General features: G+C 67.5%; 14 protein-coding genes. 8 read left to right on the top strand and 6 right to left on the bottom strand.

Annotated features, from left to right (window positions below):
- The first annotated feature begins 9 nt into the window (after positions 1 to 9).
- A complete protein-coding gene (xth, locus tag ACKTTN_RS09910; RefSeq protein ID WP_407909677.1) occupies positions 10 to 1,056 on the top strand; it encodes an exodeoxyribonuclease III in 1,047 nt (348 codons plus the stop codon).
- A gap of 61 nt (positions 1,057 to 1,117) precedes the next feature.
- Here the strand turns inward: xth and ACKTTN_RS09905 are convergent, their stop codons facing one another.
- Positions 1,118 to 1,732 (bottom strand): HAD-IB family hydrolase, encoded by a 615-nt coding sequence (locus ACKTTN_RS09905; RefSeq protein ID WP_407909676.1) that lies wholly within the window; start codon positions 1,730 to 1,732, stop codon positions 1,118 to 1,120.
- Between the two features lie 116 nt (positions 1,733 to 1,848).
- Here ACKTTN_RS09905 and ACKTTN_RS09900 point away from each other — a divergent pair, with 116 nt between their 5' ends.
- Both ACKTTN_RS09900 and ACKTTN_RS09895 read left to right on the top strand, forming a co-directional pair.
- Positions 1,849 to 1,995 carry a hypothetical protein gene (locus ACKTTN_RS09900; protein ID WP_407909675.1) on the top strand — a complete coding sequence of 49 codons (147 nt, stop codon included), beginning with the start codon at positions 1,849 to 1,851 and terminating at the stop codon, positions 1,993 to 1,995.
- Between the two features lie 125 nt (positions 1,996 to 2,120).
- Positions 2,121 to 3,785 (top strand): M28 family metallopeptidase, encoded by a 1,665-nt coding sequence (locus ACKTTN_RS09895; RefSeq protein WP_407909674.1) that lies wholly within the window; start codon positions 2,121 to 2,123, stop codon positions 3,783 to 3,785.
- A gap of 90 nt (positions 3,786 to 3,875) precedes the next feature.
- Here the strand turns inward: ACKTTN_RS09895 and ACKTTN_RS09890 are convergent, their stop codons facing one another.
- From ACKTTN_RS09890 to ACKTTN_RS09880, 3 genes are all read right to left on the bottom strand, one after another.
- Entirely contained in the window at positions 3,876 to 4,457 is a 582-nt protein-coding gene (locus tag ACKTTN_RS09890; protein WP_407909673.1) for a hypothetical protein, read from the bottom strand.
- 317 nt (positions 4,458 to 4,774) lie between these two features.
- Positions 4,775 to 5,431 carry a superantigen-like protein SSL4 gene (locus tag ACKTTN_RS09885; protein ID WP_407909672.1) on the bottom strand — a complete coding sequence of 219 codons (657 nt, stop codon included), beginning with the start codon at positions 5,429 to 5,431 and terminating at the stop codon, positions 4,775 to 4,777.
- A 189-nt stretch (positions 5,432 to 5,620) separates the two neighbouring features.
- Positions 5,621 to 7,849, bottom strand: coding sequence for a M3 family metallopeptidase (locus ACKTTN_RS09880; RefSeq protein WP_407909671.1), 2,229 nt, complete (start codon positions 7,847 to 7,849; stop codon positions 5,621 to 5,623).
- A gap of 152 nt (positions 7,850 to 8,001) precedes the next feature.
- On the opposite strand from ACKTTN_RS09880, the gene ACKTTN_RS09875 reads away from it, so the two are divergent.
- Both ACKTTN_RS09875 and ACKTTN_RS09870 read left to right on the top strand, forming a co-directional pair.
- The gene (locus ACKTTN_RS09875; protein WP_407909670.1) at positions 8,002 to 8,424 is read left to right on the top strand and encodes a CBS domain-containing protein; all 423 of its coding nucleotides are present in this window, start codon (positions 8,002 to 8,004) and stop codon (positions 8,422 to 8,424) included.
- Between the two features lie 180 nt (positions 8,425 to 8,604).
- Entirely contained in the window at positions 8,605 to 10,596 is a 1,992-nt protein-coding gene (locus tag ACKTTN_RS09870) for an amidohydrolase family protein (protein WP_407909669.1), read from the top strand.
- Positions 10,597 to 10,647: 51 nt separating this feature from the next.
- Here ACKTTN_RS09870 and ACKTTN_RS09865 read toward each other — a convergent pair whose 3' ends face one another.
- A complete protein-coding gene (locus tag ACKTTN_RS09865; RefSeq protein ID WP_407909668.1) occupies positions 10,648 to 11,847 on the bottom strand; it encodes an acyltransferase family protein in 1,200 nt (399 codons plus the stop codon).
- Between the two features lie 152 nt (positions 11,848 to 11,999).
- On the opposite strand from ACKTTN_RS09865, the gene ACKTTN_RS09860 reads away from it, so the two are divergent.
- From ACKTTN_RS09860 to ACKTTN_RS09850, 3 genes are all read left to right on the top strand, one after another.
- Positions 12,000 to 12,890: a LytTR family DNA-binding domain-containing protein gene (locus ACKTTN_RS09860; RefSeq protein WP_407909667.1), complete on the top strand. Its 891-nt coding sequence runs from the start codon at positions 12,000 to 12,002 to the stop codon at positions 12,888 to 12,890.
- Between the two features lie 52 nt (positions 12,891 to 12,942).
- Complete coding sequence (locus ACKTTN_RS09855; RefSeq protein ID WP_407909666.1) at positions 12,943 to 14,973, top strand: GGDEF domain-containing protein; 2,031 nt, start codon at positions 12,943 to 12,945, stop codon at positions 14,971 to 14,973.
- 90 nt (positions 14,974 to 15,063) lie between these two features.
- Positions 15,064 to 17,052: a GGDEF domain-containing protein gene (locus ACKTTN_RS09850; RefSeq protein ID WP_407909665.1), complete on the top strand. Its 1,989-nt coding sequence runs from the start codon at positions 15,064 to 15,066 to the stop codon at positions 17,050 to 17,052.
- Here ACKTTN_RS09850 and ACKTTN_RS09845 read toward each other — a convergent pair whose 3' ends face one another.
- Entirely contained in the window at positions 17,053 to 17,847 is a 795-nt protein-coding gene (locus tag ACKTTN_RS09845; protein WP_407909664.1) for a ferredoxin--NADP reductase, read from the bottom strand. It lies immediately after the preceding gene.
- Positions 17,848 to 17,859: the final 12 nt, after the last annotated feature.

Genomic DNA, 17,859 nt, shown 5'->3' with positions numbered 1-17,859 from the left:
CATCGCCGCATGGCCCGGTTGAAGATCGCGACGTTCAACATCAACGGCGTTCGCGCGCGCCACGCCGCACTGCTCGAGTGGCTGGAACGCGAAAAGCCCGACATCGCGTGCCTGCAGGAGTTGAAGGCGCCGCACGAGGCGTTTCCGCAGCGCGATCTCGAAAAAATCGGCTACGGCGCGATCTGGCACGGCCAGAAATCATGGAACGGCGTGGCGATCCTCGCGCGCGGCGCGCAGCCCGAAGAGCGGCAACGCGGGCTGCCCGATGACCCCGACGGCACGCAGAGCCGCTACCTCGAGGCCGACGTGCATGGGTTGCGCGTCGCCTGTCTCTATCTGCCGAACGGCAATCCATGGCCGGGCCCGAAGTTCGATTACAAGCTCGCGTGGTTCGCGGAGTTGCAACGCCGCGCGTTGGCGCTGCTGCGGAGCGGGCGGCCGACGGTGATGTGCGGCGACTTCAACGTGGTGCCGACCGACGAGCTCGACATCTACAACGCGAAGTCATGGCGCACCGATGCGCTGCTGCAGCCCGAAAGTCGCCAGGCATGGTTCGACCTGCTGGAGCAAGGCTGGACCGATGCGATCCGAGCGATCCACGGCGACGAGAAGATCTACACGTTCTGGGATTACTTCCGTAAGCATTGGGAACGCGACGCAGGCCTGCGCATCGACCACTTGCTGCTGAGCCCCGACCTCGCACCGATGCTGAAGGATGCGAACGTCGATCGATGGGTGCGCGGCCAGCCGGGCGCGAGCGACCACGCACCAACGTGGGTACTGCTGGATGCCGCGGGTCGATCGATGAAGAAGGCGACGTCCAAGCGTGCGGGTCGTGCGACTGGCGTCGCCAGGAAGGCGGATGCACCAACGACGGAACCGGCGCGCAAGGCGGCGAGTAAGGCTGTGGTGCGCAAGACCGGCGTCGATGTGCAGCCGATCAAGGCCGCGGCGAAGAAGTCGGCGCCGGCGCGGGCCAAAACATCGACGTCCAGCAGCGCGAAGAAGGCTACGAAGACCGCGGCGAAGCGCGCCAAGCCGGCGACGCGCCGATAGCGGAATGAGATGTGCCGCCGCACGCATGTCGCGCGTGATGTCGGCCTTCGATGCAACGTCGTTACGCGGCCTGCGGAGCGCGTGTTTCGACCGGCATCTCGCGGTAATGCGCGTGGTGCGCCATTGTCAGCATCGCTTCGTCTTCGACCGTGTCGCCATAGGCGTGGATCCGTTCGAACGCAGAAAGATCGAATGCCGCCCGCACGCGGCGAGCCTTTCCGTCTTTTACGCATTGCGCGCCGTCATAGCGACCGGTCAGCCGGCCGTTGCGTCGTTCGAGTGACGAGCACAACACCGGCAACCCGTGCGTCGCCGCCCACGGCTTGAGCAGTGCGTCGAAGTTGCCGGACACCACGACCACTGTGTCGCCGCGACGACGATGGTGGTCGATGCGCGCCATGGCATCGGGGCGGAGCAACGCCGGCACTTGGTCGCGCGCGAATACTTCGCCGGCGGCGTCGTACGCGGCCGCGCTCATTCCAGCGAACGCGATGCGCGCTATCGCCGACCGCGCCGCGTCGCCGGAGACCAGTCCGCGCCGGTACGCCAGGATGATCGGCGCGAGCGGCGGATAGCCCAGCGCCAGACGCCATCGCGGCACCGCCGCGTGCATGAACGGGGCATGGGTCTCCCGGGTGGTGATGGTGCCGTCGAAATCGAAGAGAGCGAGGTCCATGCGCTATCCATACGGCCGCTTATCGTGGCGCGTTCAGGATAGCGGCCGTGGTCGTCGCTGCCGCTGAGACCCCCGGAGTGCAGACTGCGCGGCCCCCACCGGATGGAGCCCCCGCCATGTCCGTTTCCCTTCCGATGCAGGACCGGGCGCCCGCGCCGCGTCGTGCCGTGCCAATCGCCTCCGATGCCGATCGACTGCGCAGCGGGCTTCCGCTCGAATCGGGTGAAGCCCTGCCACCGCCGTCGCCGCGCCCGGTGCATTGACCTGCAGTGACGCGGCGACGTCGCAAAGCGCGTCGTCGCTCACGTTTCCAACGGCCGTTGCGCGATGTTGCGCCGCGGCCGCTTGCTACCATCGATCGGTTGCCATCCGCACGAAGAGGTTCGTCTTGTCCAGGTTGCTCGCGGTTTCGCTTCTTACTGTTTCGATCGGTCTTGCACTGCAGCCGGCCTACGCGGCGAAGGGTCCGGACATCAGCGCGCAGCGCCTGTCGTCGATCGTTCGCACGCTGTCGTCCGACGCGTTCGAGGGCCGAGGCCCCGCGACGGCGGGCGAGACCAAGACCGTCAACTACATCGTGTCGCAGATGAAGGCGATGGGCCTTCAGCCCGGCGGCGAGATGAAGGGCGGCAAGCGCGCATGGACGCAGCCGGTGCCGCTGCTGCGCGCGAGCATCACCGGCGCGCCGCAGTTGTCGCTCAATGTTGGCGGCAAATCGCAGGCGCTGACGCAGGGCGAACAGATCGCCGTGCGCGCCGCGCTCGACGGTTCGAAGTCGGTGTCGATCGACAACGCGCCGCTCGTGTTCCTCGGCTACGGCGTGAAAGCGCCGGAGCGCAACTGGGACGACTTCAAGGGCGTCGACCTCAAGGGCAAGATCGGCATCGTCCTGATCAACGACCCGGACTTCGAAACCGGGCAGGGCGACTTCGGCGGCAAGGCGATGACCTACTACGGTCGTTGGACCTACAAGTACGAAGAAGCGGCGCGTCAGGGCCTTGCCGGCCTGCTGATCGTGCACGAGACGGACCCGGCGTCGTACGGCTGGAACACCGTCAAGAACTCGAACACGAACACGATGTTCGACGTGGTCCGCGACGATCCGAAGGCATCGCATCCCGCGCTGGAAGCGTGGATCCAGCGCGACACCGCGGCCGACCTGTTCAAGCGTTCAGGCCTCGATTTCGATGCGCTGAAGAAGCAGGCGCAGACGCGCGACTTCAAGCCCGTCGTGCTCAACGGTTCGACGTTCACCGCGAAGTACGCGGTCGACAGCCAGGTGATTACCTCGCAGAACGTGGTCGGGCGCCTGCCGGGCAAGAAGCGTCCGGACGAAACGGTCATCTACAGCGGTCACTGGGATCATCTTGGCGTTGGCCAGCCCGATGCCAAGGGCGATCGCATCTACAACGGCGCGGTGGACAACGCGACCGGCATCGCGTCGCTGCTCGAACTCGGTCGCGCGTTCGCGAAGGCGCCGCGCACCGATCGTTCGGTCGTGTTCCTCGCCGTGACCGCGGAAGAAAAGGGGCTGCTCGGTTCCGAGTACTACGCGTCGAAGCCGCTGTATCCGCTGGGCAAGACGGTCGGCGTGATCAACATGGACGCGCTGGATCCGAACGGGCTGTCGAAGAACTTCACGACGTCCGGCAGCGCGAAGGTCGACCTGCTGGACGAACTCACCGCCACCGCGGAGAAGTGGGGCCTCAGCTACAGCGCCGACCCGCATCCGGAAGCCGGTCACTTCTTCCGCTCCGATCACTTCCCGTTCGCCAAGCGCGGCGTGCCGGCGATCTCGTACGGTTCCGGCAACGACTGGGTGCAGGGTGGCGTCGCGGCTGCGGAAGCGGAGCAGGCGAAGTACACGGCCGAGCGCTATCACCAGCCGGCGGACCAGTGGGAAGCCAGCTGGACGTTCGCCGGCATGGCGCGCGACCTGCAGATGCTCTACACGCTGGGCCGCGATCTCGCGAACTCGGACCGCTGGCCGAACTGGAGCCAGGATTCGGAGTTCCGCGCGGCGCGCGATGCGACGGCGAACGATCGCCACTGATTCGTTCGACGTCGTGCGATAAAAAACGGGGCCTTCGGGCCCCGTTTTCGTTTCAGCGCCGAGGCTTGATCGCCCCGATCGACGCGCCCCTCAGCCGTCTGCGCACTTCGCCAGCGCCGCCAGATGCTTGCGACTGCCGAGCGTGTCGCTCTGCACGAGCTTCTTCGCGCCGGTCTCGTCCATCAGCATGGCCTGGAAGCCGTTGGGGAACTTCTCCACCAGCTCCTTCATCGAAATCTGGAGGACGTATGCCCCCACCGTCGCCTGCGACACCACGGCCGTCGCCGGATAGCCGCCGAATTGCGCGGCCTCGGATTCGCGAAGGACGAGCATCACCGGCAGGGGCGTGCCGTCCTTTTCCGGGATCTTGCCGTCGATCACCTGGAAGCGCATGCCCGTGTTCTCGGGATGGGCAGGATCGACCTGAAGCACCAGCGGGTCATTGAAGCTGTACATGCTGCAGACGCCCGCGTTGCGCGACAGCAGCCAACCGTTGTCCATCTCGCCCATGTCGGCACGCGGCGAGTCATCGCTGCTCAACATGTCCCGAAGCGCATCCGCGTCCTGCGCAGCGGCGGCGAAAGGCAGGGCAAGCGAAGCAAGCAAGGCGACGATGATCAGTGGACTACGCATGGGATCTCCGAGGTTTGAAGGGCGCAGGCGGATGTCCATAACGGGCGACCCGATGGCGTGGGGCTAAATGGTGACGGCGTACTTCCGTCCACGACCGGGCCGCACTGCGAACCGAGGACGGCGCGGTTGTTCCAAGTAGACGAGTGCGATTGTCACCAGCGGCCCCCCGGTGCTGCGACGAGCGCGACGTTACCAAAGGACACAGGGTGAGTGGCAGCCATGCCTGCCGTTGCAGGACGGAACTGTGCCGACGGTGGCACTGGGCGGTTGGGTGGGCCAGGCGTCGAGACGGCCGCCGCCCCGATTGAAGGGGCAGCGGACGATCCACAGGACAGCGGGAAGTACCCGCCCGCGCCTTACTTCGGCGTCATCGCGACGTCGATGTGGTCGATGTGCCAGTGGCGCTGCGCTTCCGTGGAGCCCGGCACGTCATTGACGCGACGCAGCGTGACCTCGCCCTTGCGCGGACGCGAGTTCGCGCCCTGGTCGGTCGCGCCGAATTCGACCGGCACGGTGATGTACATCGATCCCGCAGCGCCTTCGATGCCGCCCGGGGCGAACACCTGCATGTGCGGCTTGCCCAGTTTGTCGAGTGCGTCGCGGAACGCCGCAGCGCGCGCGGCATCGCTCCACAATGCATCGGCTTCCTGAGTGCGCTTTTCATCGATCAGCGCGAAATACGTTTCGACCACCGTCGCGGCCGCCTGCGGGCTCGCGACGTCGGGTGGCGTCGTCGGTTCGGGCAGCGATGCGTCTCCGCCGTTCGATGGCGGCGGTGTCGGCGTTTCGCCAGGCGTCGATGTCGCCGGCGGAGTGGCGTCATCGGTGGATGGCGCCGCGCTCGCTGGAGTACTGCTCGCATCGTTCGCCTTCGCCGTATTGGCGGCGGTCGACGACTCGACCGGAGGCGTGGCCGGATGGCACGCCGTTGCGGTCCACAACGTCACGGCGAGGGCGAGCGCGGTGCGCGCCAGTTGTCGGCGGGGATGGTGATCGGACTGCTGCGACGTCATGGCGGACCTCCGGATGAAACCGTGGAGCGTGCACAAGCGCGCGGTGGCGTCGGGTGAATGACGGGCGGCTCGATGGCGACCGTTCACGCGACATGACTCGGGTTCGCGTGGTCGCGTCGACGCGCTTCTCGCGCCCAAAAAGAAACCGCCCGGATTTCTCCGGGCGGTTCGTGTCTACATCGCGGGCCGTTATTTCTTGGCCGGCGTCGCGGGCTTGGCGTCCGCTGGCGCCTTGCTGTCGTCGGCCGACGAATCGAGGCCGCGACGCTTCAGCAGCGGCTCGATCCACGGATCGCGACCGGTGTAGTTGCGGAACAGCACCATCGCGTCTTCGGACCCGCCGTGGGAGAGCAGCGTGTCGCGGAAGTGGTCGCCGTTCTTGCGACTCAGGCCACCGTTCTGCTTGAACCACTCCACGCTGTCGGCATCGAGCACTTCCGACCAGATGTACGCGTAGTAGCCCGCTGCGTAGCCGCCCATGATGTGGCTGAAGTACGGCGTGCGGTAACGCGGGGGCACGGCGTAGAAGTCGACGCCGTCGGCGTGCAGCGCCTTGGCTTCGAAATCCATCACGCCCGATGCGGCCGGGATCTTGTCGGCCGGCAGCTGGTGCCAGTTCTGGTCGAGCATCGCGGCGCCGAGGTATTCGGTCGTCATGTAGCCCTGGTTGAACTTGCTGCTCGCGAGCACCTTGTCCAGCAGTTCCTTCGGCATCGGCGCGCCGGTCTGGTAGTGCTTGGCGTAGTTGGACAGGATCTGCGGCCAGTCGGCCCACATCTCGTTGACCTGCGACGGGTACTCGACGAAATCGCGCGGCACGCTGGTGCCCGAGAAGTACGGGTACTTCACGTTCGAGAACATGCCGTGCAGCGCATGGCCGAACTCATGGAACATCGTCGTCACTTCATCCCACGACATCAGCGTCGGCTGGCCGGCCGGCGGCTTGGGGATATTGAGGTGGTTGGCGACGACGGGCAGGTAGCCCGTCAGGCCCGACTGGTCGACGTACGAATTCATCCACGCGCCGCCGTTCTTGCTGGGGCGCGCGTACATGTCGGAGATGAAGATCGCGAGCTGCTTGCCGTCCTTGTCGAACACGTCGAACACGCGCACGTCGGGCTCGTAGACGGGGAGGTCCTTGCGCTCCTTGAAGGTCAGGCCGTAGAGCTGGTTGGCCGCGTAGAAGACGCCGTTCTGCTGGACGTTGTCGAGCTCGAGGTACGGCTTGAGCTGCGACTCGTCGAAGTTGTACTTCGCCTGGCGCACCTTCTCGGCGTAGTAGGCCCAGTCCCACGGCTCGAGCTTGAACGTCGGCTGGCCCTTGGACTTCTGCTCGGCGTCGATCATGGCCTGCAGGTCTGCGGCTTCGCGCTTGGCGTTGGCAACCGCCGGAGGTGCGAGCTTGGCGAGCATCGCGTTGACGGCTTCCGGCGTCTTCGCGGTCTGGTCTTCCAGCGCGTACGCGGCGTAGGTCGGATAGCCGAGCAGCGCGGCGCGTTCGGCGCGAAGCTTCGTCACCTGCGACACGATGCCGGTGTTGTCGAACTTGCCGCCGCGGCTGCCGCGCGCGATCGACGCCTTGTAGATCTTCTCGCGCAGCGCGCGGTTGTCGAGGAAGGTGAGCGGCGGCTGGATCGTGGTGTTCTGCAGCTCGATCACGTACTTGCCGTCGAGCTTGTGATCCTTGCCGGCCTTGGCGGCGGCGCCGATCGCTTCATCCGACAGGCCGGCGAGGTCGGCCTTGTTGTCGACGACGATCGCCATGTCGTTGCGCTCGGCCAGCACGTTCTGGCTGAACTGCGTACCGAGCTTGGCGAGCTCGCCGTTGATCGCCTTCAGGCGCGCCTTCTGCGCGTCGTCGAGCTTGGCGCCGGCGCGCACGAAGTCCTGGTAGTACTTCTCGACCAGGCGCTTGCTCTCGGCGTCCAGACCGAGCGATTCGCGCTGGTTGTAGAGCGTCTCGACCCGCGCGAAGAGCTTCGGGTTCAGATAGATGGTGTCGAAGTGCGCCGCGAACTTCGGCGAGTACGTGCTATCGAGCTTGTCGCGCGCCGGGTTGGTGTCGGCGCCGACGAGGTTGCCGAACACGGTGGTCGCACGACGCAGCACCTGGCCGGTCTTTTCCATCGCGACGATGGTGTTGTCGAAGGTCGGCGCGGCCTTGTTGTTGGCGATCGCGTCGATTTCCTTGATCTGGTCGGCCATGCCGCGGTCGAAGGCCGGCGCGAAGTCCGTATCCTTGATCTTGTCGAACTGCGGGTAGTGCAGCGGCAGCGGGCTGATGGCGAAGAACGGGTTCACGGCGGCCTTGGTCGTCTTCTTGGACGTTGCGGGCTTGGCGGTGGCGGCGTGCGAGACCGCCGGGACGGTCGTCGCCGCGAGGGCCAGCGCCAGCGCGAGGGCGAGAGGATGCTTCATGGAGGAGCCTCGACAGGGTGAACGCGGAGCGTAACCGACCGCCGCTTCACGAGCCCATGACGAAAGGCATATCGCCCGGGCCACACCGGTTTTCACGCACACCCGACCCGCGTTCCCGCAGCGTTCCCGCATTCCCATCACCGAGGAAACCCATGGACATCCGCAGCGTCATGACCGCCGACCCCGCGACCTGCCAGGTCGACACGCCCGTGCGCGACGTCGCCCGGCTGATGCTCGACAACGACATCGGGCTGGTGCCGGTGATCGACGCGGCCGGTCGTCCCGTCGGTACGGTCACCGACCGCGACATCGCGCTGCGCCTGGTGGCCGAAGGGCGCGATCCGCAGCAGTGCGTCGCGCGCGACTGCATGACCACGCCGGTCACCAGCGTCGCCATCGAGAGCGGCCTGACCGAGGCGACGGAGCTCATGGAGTCGCGGCAGATCCGCCGCCTGCTGGTGGTCGACGGTGATGGCCGGCTGTGCGGCGTGGTGGCGCAGGCCGACATCGCGCTCAGCGGACGCGACCGCAAGACCGCCGAACTGCTGCGCGGCGTGTCCGAACCCAAGCACTGAGCGTCGCCGCCATCGAAACCAAAGATGCCGCCTCCGGGCGGCATTTTTTTGCGGCGCGTCATGACCATCGGCCCGCCTGTGCGCCGGCCGGTCGCGCTAGGCTCGGTGGGCGCCACCGACGGCGCGACGCGAGATTCCCCGATGAAGCCGCTGGCCCGAAGCCTTCTGATCGCGATGTGCATGCTGCCCGCCGTCCCCGCATGGAGCGCCACGACGCAACGCTGGGTGGTGCTCGTCGACAACGGCAAGAAGGCCGGCGAGCAGGTCGTCACCACCGGCGACGACGGCGTGGTGCGCACGTCGTTCGTGTTCAAGGACAACGGCCGCGGGCCGGAGATGAAGGAGGAGTACCAGCTCGCACCCGACGGCACCTTCAGCCGTTTCCACGTGACCGGCAGCTCCACGTTCGGCGCGAAGATCGACGAGACCTACACCCGCACCGGCGACCACGCCGAGTGGAAGACCACCGCCGACCACGGTGCGCGCGATGTCAGCGGCACCGCCGAATACGCGCCGCTCGCGGGGACGCCGCAGTCCGGCGCGGCGACGGTCGCGGCACTCGCCAAACGCGCGGACGGCAAGTTGCCGCTGGTGCCGGGCGGGACGCTGACGATGCGCGAGCTCGCACGCGAGCAGGTGTCCAACGGCAAGCAGACGAAGACGGTTCGACTGCTCGCGCTCACCGGCCAGGGCCTGACGCCGAACTTCGGCTGGTTCACCGACGACGCCACGCCCGGGATGTTCGCGTTCATCGCGCCCGGTTTCGTGCAGATGGTGCCGGAAGGCTGGGAAGCGGTCGGCAAGCAGCTCGAGGAGCGCCAGAAGAAGGCCGAGGGCGAACTGCTCGTCACCATGCAGAAGCAACTCGCGCAACCGCTTCCGGGCAGCACGCTGATCCGCAACGTGCGCGTGTTCGACAGCGTCAACGCCACGCTCGGCAATGCGAGCGACGTGCTGATCCGCGACGGCAAGATCGTCTCGGTGACGCCGACAGGCGAGGCCGCGAAGGCCGACCAGACGATCGACGGCGGCGGCCGCGTGATGATTCCCGGCCTGTGGGACATGCATGCGCATGTCTCGCGCTGGGACGGCGGGCTGAACATCGCGTCGGGCGTCACCAGCGTGCGCGACATGGGCAACGACAACGACACGCTGCAGCAGATCATCGCCGAGGAAAAAGCCGGCACGCTGCTGATGCCGCACATCACGCCGGCCGGCTTCATCGAAGGCGAGAGCCCGATGTCGGCGCGCAACGGCTTCGTGATCAAGAACCTCGACGAAGCGAAGAAGGCGGTCGACTGGTACCACGACCACGGCTACCCGCAGATCAAGATCTACAACTCGTTCCCGAAGGACGTGCTGAAGGACACCGTCGCCTACGCGCACAGCAAGGGGATGCGCGTGAGCGGCCACGTGCCGGCGTTCCTGCGCGCGCAGGACGTCATCGACGACGGCTTCGACGAGATTCAGCACATCAACCAGTTGATGCTGAACTTCCTGGTCGACGACAAGACCGATACGCGCACGCTCGAGCGCTTCTACCTGCCGGCGCGCAAGGTTGCGGACCTCGACTTCGACAGCAAGCCGGTGCAGGACTTCATCCACCTGATGGCGACGAAGAAGATCGCGAGCGATCCCACGTTGGCGACGTTCGAGTTCATCCACCAGCGTGACGGCACGATGTCGCCCATCGTCGCGCCGGTTGCCGACCACCTGCCGCCGGACATCACGCGCGGCCGAATGGCGGCGGAGATGAACATCCCGGACGACGCGACCTACCAGCAGTTCGACAAGTCGTACAAGAAGATGGTTGAGTTCGTTGGCCGCATGTACAAGGCGGGCGTGCCGCTGCTGGCGGGAACCGACGAAATGCCGGGCTTCACACTGCAGCGCGAGCTCGAACTCTACGTGCAGGCCGGCCTGACACCGGCGCAGGTGCTGCAGGTGGCGACGCTCAACGGCGCGACGGTGGCGCGCGCCACCGATCGCGGCGTGATCGCGCCGGGCAAGGCGTCGGACCTCGTGCTGCTCGATGGCGATCCGATGAACAACATCTCGGACGTTCGCAAGGTGGCGCTGGTGATCAAGGGCGCGACGGCCTACTCGCCGGCGGATGTAGACCGTGCGCTCGGCATCGCGCCGTTCGCGGACGCGGTGCGGGTGTCGAAGTAACAAAAAAACGGGCGCCCGGTCGATGGCCGGGCGCCCGTTCGTTTCAGCGATTCACGCGACGTCGTTCGCGGGTTCGATCGAACGCAACGCCGGCGCGGCGTGCTGCACGCGCGGTCGCAACTTCATGCCGAACAGCGGTCGCAGCGGGGGCACGCGGCGGATGATCGCGAAGCCCATCCAGCAACCCGCGACCGTCCCGACAAGCACCGCGGGTGCTTCGATCCACGCCGACAGGTGCAGCGGCACCAGCCAGTACGCGATCAGCACGATGAAGCTCTGGTGCAGCACGTACCAGGGGAACACGGCCTCGTTCGCCCAACCCAGCCATGGGAACGGGCGGTCGAGCCACGCCTTCGACCAGCCGAGCACCGCGGAAATCGCCAGCCAGATGTAGACGCTGCGCATCGCCCAGATGAGTTGCTGCGCGCCGGGCATCTCCTCCGGGAGCGTCTGGCCCAGCCACATGTAGGGCTCGAACAGCAGCAGTGCGCTGATCAGCGAGCGACGACGCAACCGCGCGAATTCATTCCACACGCCATCGGCGCGCGCCAGCCAGAAGCCGTAGAGGAACATCGTGAAGTAGAGGACGTCGCGATAGCCGTCGTGCACCAGGTCGCCGGTGTCCTCGAAGTGGCCCTGCAGGCCGATGGTCTCGATCGCGATCGGCAGTGCGGGGATCAGCAGCAGCGCCCAGCCACGCAGGCCCGTCAGCGCGTCGCGCAGGCGCAGACCGGCGCGCGAGTCGAGCAGCGGGCGCACCAGCACCAGCGCGACGGTGAACGCCCAGAGGTAGGCGAGGTACCAGAGGTGGTTCCAGGTGATGCCATTGGTGTCGCCGTCGAACGCGCCCTCCGGCCACGGCCTGAACTCGTAGTAGCGCAGCAGGAAGTCGACGAAGCCGGGCTTCACGAAACCGGTCTGGATGCCCTGCACGTAGGGCTGGACCGGCACGATCACCAGCATGCCGAACACCAGCGGCAACAGCAGCCGCCAGGTGCGCTGGCCGAGGAACGACAGGCTGCCGCCGCGACCCAGCAGGTAAGCCGACGACACGCCCGAGATCACGAAGATCAGCGACATCCGCCAGCGGTTGACCAGCAGCATTGGTAGCTGCAGCCACTCGCTGGTGTGGGTGCTCTTGATGTGCCAGCCCCAGTCGTCGCCGCCGACGTAGAGCATTCCCCAGTGGTAGAGGATCAGCAGGGCGAAGGCGAGGGCGCGTAGGGCATCGATGTGGTGGCGTCGCGTCATGTCGGCGGTCCGGTTGGAGTGGGCCCGACTCTGGCGACGCGACGGCGCGTCGTAACGCCCGTGGGGACGCATCGGGGCGTCCTGGGGACGAACGGTGGACCTCCGGGACGGACGCATCGCGCCGCGATGGGCCCAGCGGTGACAATGCGCGGATGAGCGAAGACAGCCGACCCGCCGCCGACTCCGACTGGGCCCGTTTCCAACCCTGGCGGCCGTGGGTCGAGTACGGCTTCTGGATCGGGATGTTCCTGGTCAACGCGATCGCCAACAGCATCACCGCGGACTTCGACCTGCACCGCGCGCACGTCGACGTGCGCGCCTGGGAGCCGGTGATCTGGGAGCTCAGCAGCAACCTGATGGTGCTGCTGCTGGTGCCGGCGATCGTCTGGTTCACCCGTTGGCGCCCGGTCGAGTTCGCCAACTGGCGACGCCGGCTGGGCGAGTACCTGCTGGCGAGCGTCGCCTGGTCGGTGCTGCACGTGGCCGGGATGGTCGCGCTGCGCAAGGTCGGCTACGCGGCGCTCGGCGGGCACTACGACTTCGGCAACTGGCTGCTGGAAAGCGGCTACGAATACCTGAAGGACGTGCGCGGCTTCGGCACGATGGTGCTGATCATCGAGGCCTATCGCCTGTTCCTGCGCCGCCTGCAGGGCGAGGCCAGCCTGCTCGGCACGCCGGACGACGCACCTGCCGCGGAAACGGTCGCGCGTCCCGAACGCTTCCTCGTTCGCAAGCTCGGCAAGGAATTCCTGGTGCCGGCCGCGGACATCGAATGGCTGCAGGCGTCGGGCAACTACGTGAACCTGCGGGTTCGCGGTCGCGACTATCCGCTGCGCAGCACGATGGCGCAGATCGAGGACCGTCTCGACCCCGCGACCTTCCGCCGCGTGCACCGCAGCTACATGGTCAACCTCGATCGCATCGAACGCATCGAGCCGCTGGAGTCCGGCGACGCGCGCATCGTCATGCACGACGGCGCGTCCGTGCCGTGCAGCCGCCGTTACCGGGCGGCGTTACGCGGCGATGCGGCCATCGCTGCCTGAACGGTACGGCCGCCGGGTTCAACTTGGGTGCGTCGCGGCCGTTAGACGGTCCATGAAAGCGCGTCGACTCGCATTCCTTCTCCTGCTGGTGGTCGGCACTGCCGCCGCGGGCGAGCGCGTCGACGTTGTGCTGCGCGACCAGCGCCTGCACGGCTTCCGTTCCGCGGCGCAGGCGATCGACCGCCTGCAGGCCGCGAGCGATCGTCCCGGGCCGTCGTCGCCCATCGCGTCACGTGAGCGGTACCACGCCGCGATCGCGTACCTCGCTGTCACGTCCACCCAGGATGCGATGGTGTCGTCTGCCAAGCGCGCGCTCGCCGCGCTCGACGCGATGGCGACCGACGAGCATTGCCGCGCATGCGCGCTCGAAGCCTCTGTGGCGCGCGCACAGGACGCCTTGACCCGACGCGAACCGGATGACGCCGAGCGGTTCCTGCAGGACGCCGAGGCGGCGCTGTCCGCCGCGCCGCGCGGCGTCGCGCAGCACGTCTACTACTCGCGCGCGCGGCTCTACAACATCCGCGGGAATTTCGCGGCGGGCATCGCCTCGGCGCTGAAATCGTCCGATATCTCGGAGCAGGAGGGGGACGAAGCAAGCCGCCTGCGCGCGCAGGCGTTGCTGGTGTCGATGACCACGGCACTTGCCGACTACGGCCGCGCGGAGGCGATCGCGCGCCGCGCCTATGCGGACGCGAAGCGCGTCGGGTTCACGTATGCGATGGCCTCGCTGCGGCTCAACGAGGCCAACGCGCTGGGTCGCGACGGCAAGCCCGCGCTGCAGGCCGAGGCGCTAGACGAAGCCCTGCAGCTGTCGCGCGGGCAGCGCGGCATGGAGGAGTTCGAAGCCGTCAGCCTGTCCAACCTTGCCGACCATTGGCTCACCGAACACGACTACGCGCGTGCGTTGGATTACGCGCGGCAGGCCGAGCGCCTCGCGCGAGCGAGCGGCGACCGCCGCAGCCTGTCCTATGCGCTGACCAACGCAGGCGTCGCGACAGCGCACCTCGGCGACGTCGACGGCGGCCTGCGGCTGGTGGAGGACGCGGTCGACATCGCGGAAAGCATGCGTGCGCAGGGCGACGTCATCGGCATCACCGGCGAGCTGGTCGGCATCTACAAGCTCGCCGGCCGCTATCGCGAGGCGTTGGACGCGCTCGAAAAAGTCGCGTCGCTGCAGCAGGAGCTGACCCGACAGGAACGCGACAAGACGCTCCTGGAGATGCAGGAACGCTACGACGCGCAGGCGCGCCAGCGCGACATCGATCGCCTGGTCGCGGCCAATCGCATCAAGCAGGCCGAACTCTCGGCGCGCACGTGGCAGCAACGCCTGTGGGCGGCGCTCGCACTCGCGCTGGCGTTGGCGGCAGTGCCGCTGGTGCAGTGGATGAAGCGCGTCCGCACCGACAACCGGCGCCTGTCCGGCGACGTCGCGGTGCTGTCGGAGCAGTCGATGCACGACGCACTCACCGGCGTGGCCAACCGCCGCCAGTGCCAGTTGCTGATGGAACGCCATGCCGGACGCAACGGCGAAGCATTGCCGCTCGGCCTGCTGCTGGTCGACGTCGACTTCTTCAAGAAGGTCAACGATGCCTGGGGCCATGCCGCGGGCGATCGCGTGCTGGTGGAGATCGCGTCCCGACTGCAGGCGCTGGTTCGCCAGCAGGACACCGTGGTCCGTTGGGGCGGCGAGGAATTCGCGCTGCTTCTGCCGGGCACCACCGCGGAGGGTGTGCAGGCATTCGCCGCACGCGCGCTCACCGCGATCGGTGCGGTGCCCGTCGACATCGATGGCCACCGCGTGGACATCACGGTGTCGATCGGCGGCGCGCCATTCCCGCTGCAGGTGGGCGTCGACTGGCAGCACGCGATGCACGTCGCGGACCTTGCGCTCTACATGTCGAAATCGTCGGGGCGCAATCGCGCGACGCTGGTGGTCGACGTCGCGGCCGACGCGGACATGGCGTTGCTGCAGCGCGATCTCGCCGCTGCGGCCGCGCGGGGCGATGTGCGACTGGAATCGGTGCTCGGCCCGGCGACGACACGGTCGTTCGCGTCCGCGTCCGGCGACGCCACGCACGCGTAGCCCGGCAGCAGTCCACCGCATTCCTGACTCGCTCAGGAAGCCCGCGGCCCGCGCCTCAAGCGTGGCAGGCAAGCGGCCGATACCGCGGCGATGACCCGGATCCGACTCGCACTCGCGCTCCTGCTGGTGTCCGCCGTAGCCCGCGCGGAAACCGTCGACGCGATCCTGCAGGACGTGCACGTCCATGGATTCGTGCGTCCGCAGAACGTGCTCCAGCGCCTGTATGCGGCCGACGATCGCCCGAACGCCGATGCGCCGATGCCCGCGCGCGCGACCTACCTCATCGCGGTGGAAGGGCTGGAGCGCCAGCGCGACGCGTTCGATCGCGCCGACCCGCTCCTGGCGCGCATCGACGCCATGGCGGCGCACGAGCATTGCCAACCATGTGACCTCGCCGCGCGGCTGTCGCGTGCGCAGCGTGCGATCGGCGTCGGCAATACCGCGGAAGCGCAGGGGATCATCACCGGCGCCGATCGCTTGTCGCTCGTCGCCGGCGATCCGATGCGGCTGGAATTCCTGCTGACCCGCGCGCGCCTGAGCGACCTGCGCACCGAGATGGCGTCCGGCATTACGGATGCCGTGCAGGCGCGCACGCTCGCCGCCCGCCACGGCTGGCCGGCCGACGAAGTGCGCGCGATGAGCCCGATGATCGGCATGAACGCCGATCTCGGTGACTTCGCGCGTGCCGAAGCGCTGGGCCGCGAAACCTTCCGGTTGGCGGACCGAATCGGCTTCGCCTACATGCAGCCGTACATCCGCGCGCAGCAGGCCTACACCTACAGCATGCGCGGCGAGGGCGAGCTGCAACGCCAGGCGCTGCTCGACGTGCTGCGACTCGCGGGCGACGACCCATCGATGCGCGAACTCGTCGCGATCAGCCTGGGCAACCTTTCGGATTACTACCTGCAGTCGAACGAGCCGGCCAAGGCGTTGACGGTCGCCGAACGCGCGCGTGCGCTGTCGGCATCGCAGCACGACGACAATGGCGTGGCCGTCGCGGGCGCCAATCGCGGCATCGCGATGGTGCGGCTCGGCCGCTTCGACGAAGGCATCCGCGAGCTGCGCGACGCGAAAACGCTGGCCGAACGCATCGGTGCGCGCACCTACCTGATGCCGATCCTCGACGAGCTGGTGACGGCGTACGAAAAAGCGGGTCGCCTGCACGAGGCCGTCGCGACGATGCGCGCGCAGCTCCAGCTCAACCAGGAAATGGTCAAGCAGGAACGCGAGAAAGCGGTGCTGGAGTTGCAGGAGAAGTACGCAGCCGAGCGACGCGGGCGCGAAATCGATCGCCTGTCGATCGCCAATCGCGCGCAATCGGCCGAGATGGATGCACGCCGCTGGCAGCAGCGCCTGTGGACGACCGTCGCGGTGTTGTCGCTGCTCGCGCTGGCGGCGCTGGTGCGTTACCTGTCGCGCGCGCGAAACGACAATCGCAAATTGTCGGGCGACATCGCGGTGCTGGCCGAACAGACGATGGTCGACCCGCTGACCGGCGTCGCCAACCGTCGCTGGTGCGAGGCCGAGATGCAGCGCCGCGGCGATGCGGCGGTCGGCCTGATGCTGCTTGACGTCGACTTCTTCAAACGCGTCAACGACACCTGGGGCCATGCCGCGGGCGATCGCGTGCTGGTCGAGATCGCGCGCCGCCTGCGCGGCTTGGTCCGGCAGAACGACGCCGTGGTGCGCTGGGGTGGCGAGGAGTTCGCGCTCGTATTGCCCGACGCCAGCGGCGAAAGCCTGCCGCATCTCGCCGAGCGCGTGATGCAGCACGTGGCCGGCGAACCGATCGACATCGGCGGGCAGGCGGTGACGGTGACCGTGTCGGTCGGCGCGGTGATGTCGCCGCTGCGCGAAGGCGTCGACTGGCAGCACGCGATGCACGTGGCCGACCTCGCGCTCTACATGTCGAAGGCGGGCGGTCGCAATTGCGCGACATGCGTCGCCGGGATCGATGCATCCGCGGACGTCGCGGCGATCGCGAACGACCTCGCTGCCGCTGCTGCGCGGGGCGATCTGGCCTTGCAGATGGTCGAAGGCCCGTCGCCGGCGCGTCGCCCGGCGATCCGCATCGTCTGACTACTTCTCGACGAACGCGCGCTCGAACACGTATTGGCCCGGCGTGCCGATGCGCGGCGCGGCGGTGAAGCCGCGTGAATCCAGCAGCGAGCGGAAGTCCGCGAGCATCTGCGGGCTGCCGCAGATCATCGCGCGGTCGTGCTGCGCGTCCAGCGGCTCGATGCCGAGCTGCTCCATCATCGTGCCGCTCGCCATCAGGTCGGTCAGACGGCCGCGATGGTCGTTGCCGTTGAACTCGAACGGCTCGCGCGACACGGCGGGGCAGTACAGAAGCTTCTGCGCGATCTGTTCGCCGAGGAATTCGTGGCGCGGCAGTTCATTCACGATGTAGTCGCGGTAGGCGAGGTCCTTCGCTTCGCGCACGCCGTGGCAGAGGATCACGCGCTCGAAGCGCTCGTACGTTTCCGGATCCTTGATGATCGACAGCCACGGCGCGAATCCGGTGCCGGTGCCGAGCAGGTAGAGGTTGCGCCCCGGATGCACGTCGTGGATCAGCAGCGTGCCGGTCGGCTTGCGGCCGATGAGCACGGTGTCGCCGGGCTTGATGTGTTGCAGGCGCGAGGTCAGCGGGCCGTTCGCGACCTTGATGCTGAAGAACTCCAGTTGCTCTTCCCAGTTCGGGCTCGCGATCGAATACGCGCGCATCAACGGACGCCCGTCCACCTCCAGCCCGATCATCACGAACTGGCCGTTGTCGAAACGGAAGCCGTCGTCGCGCGTGGTGGTGAAGCTGAAGTAGGCGTCCGTCCAGTGGCGGACGTCGAGCACGGTCTCGGTGCCGAAAGGCGAGGACATCGGCGGGCAGGC

Source organism: Lysobacter claricitrinus, from assembly GCF_045866565.1.
Classification (GTDB): domain Bacteria; phylum Pseudomonadota; class Gammaproteobacteria; order Xanthomonadales; family Xanthomonadaceae; genus Cognatilysobacter; species Cognatilysobacter claricitrinus.
This window is presented reverse-complemented; position numbering and strand designations above follow the sequence as displayed.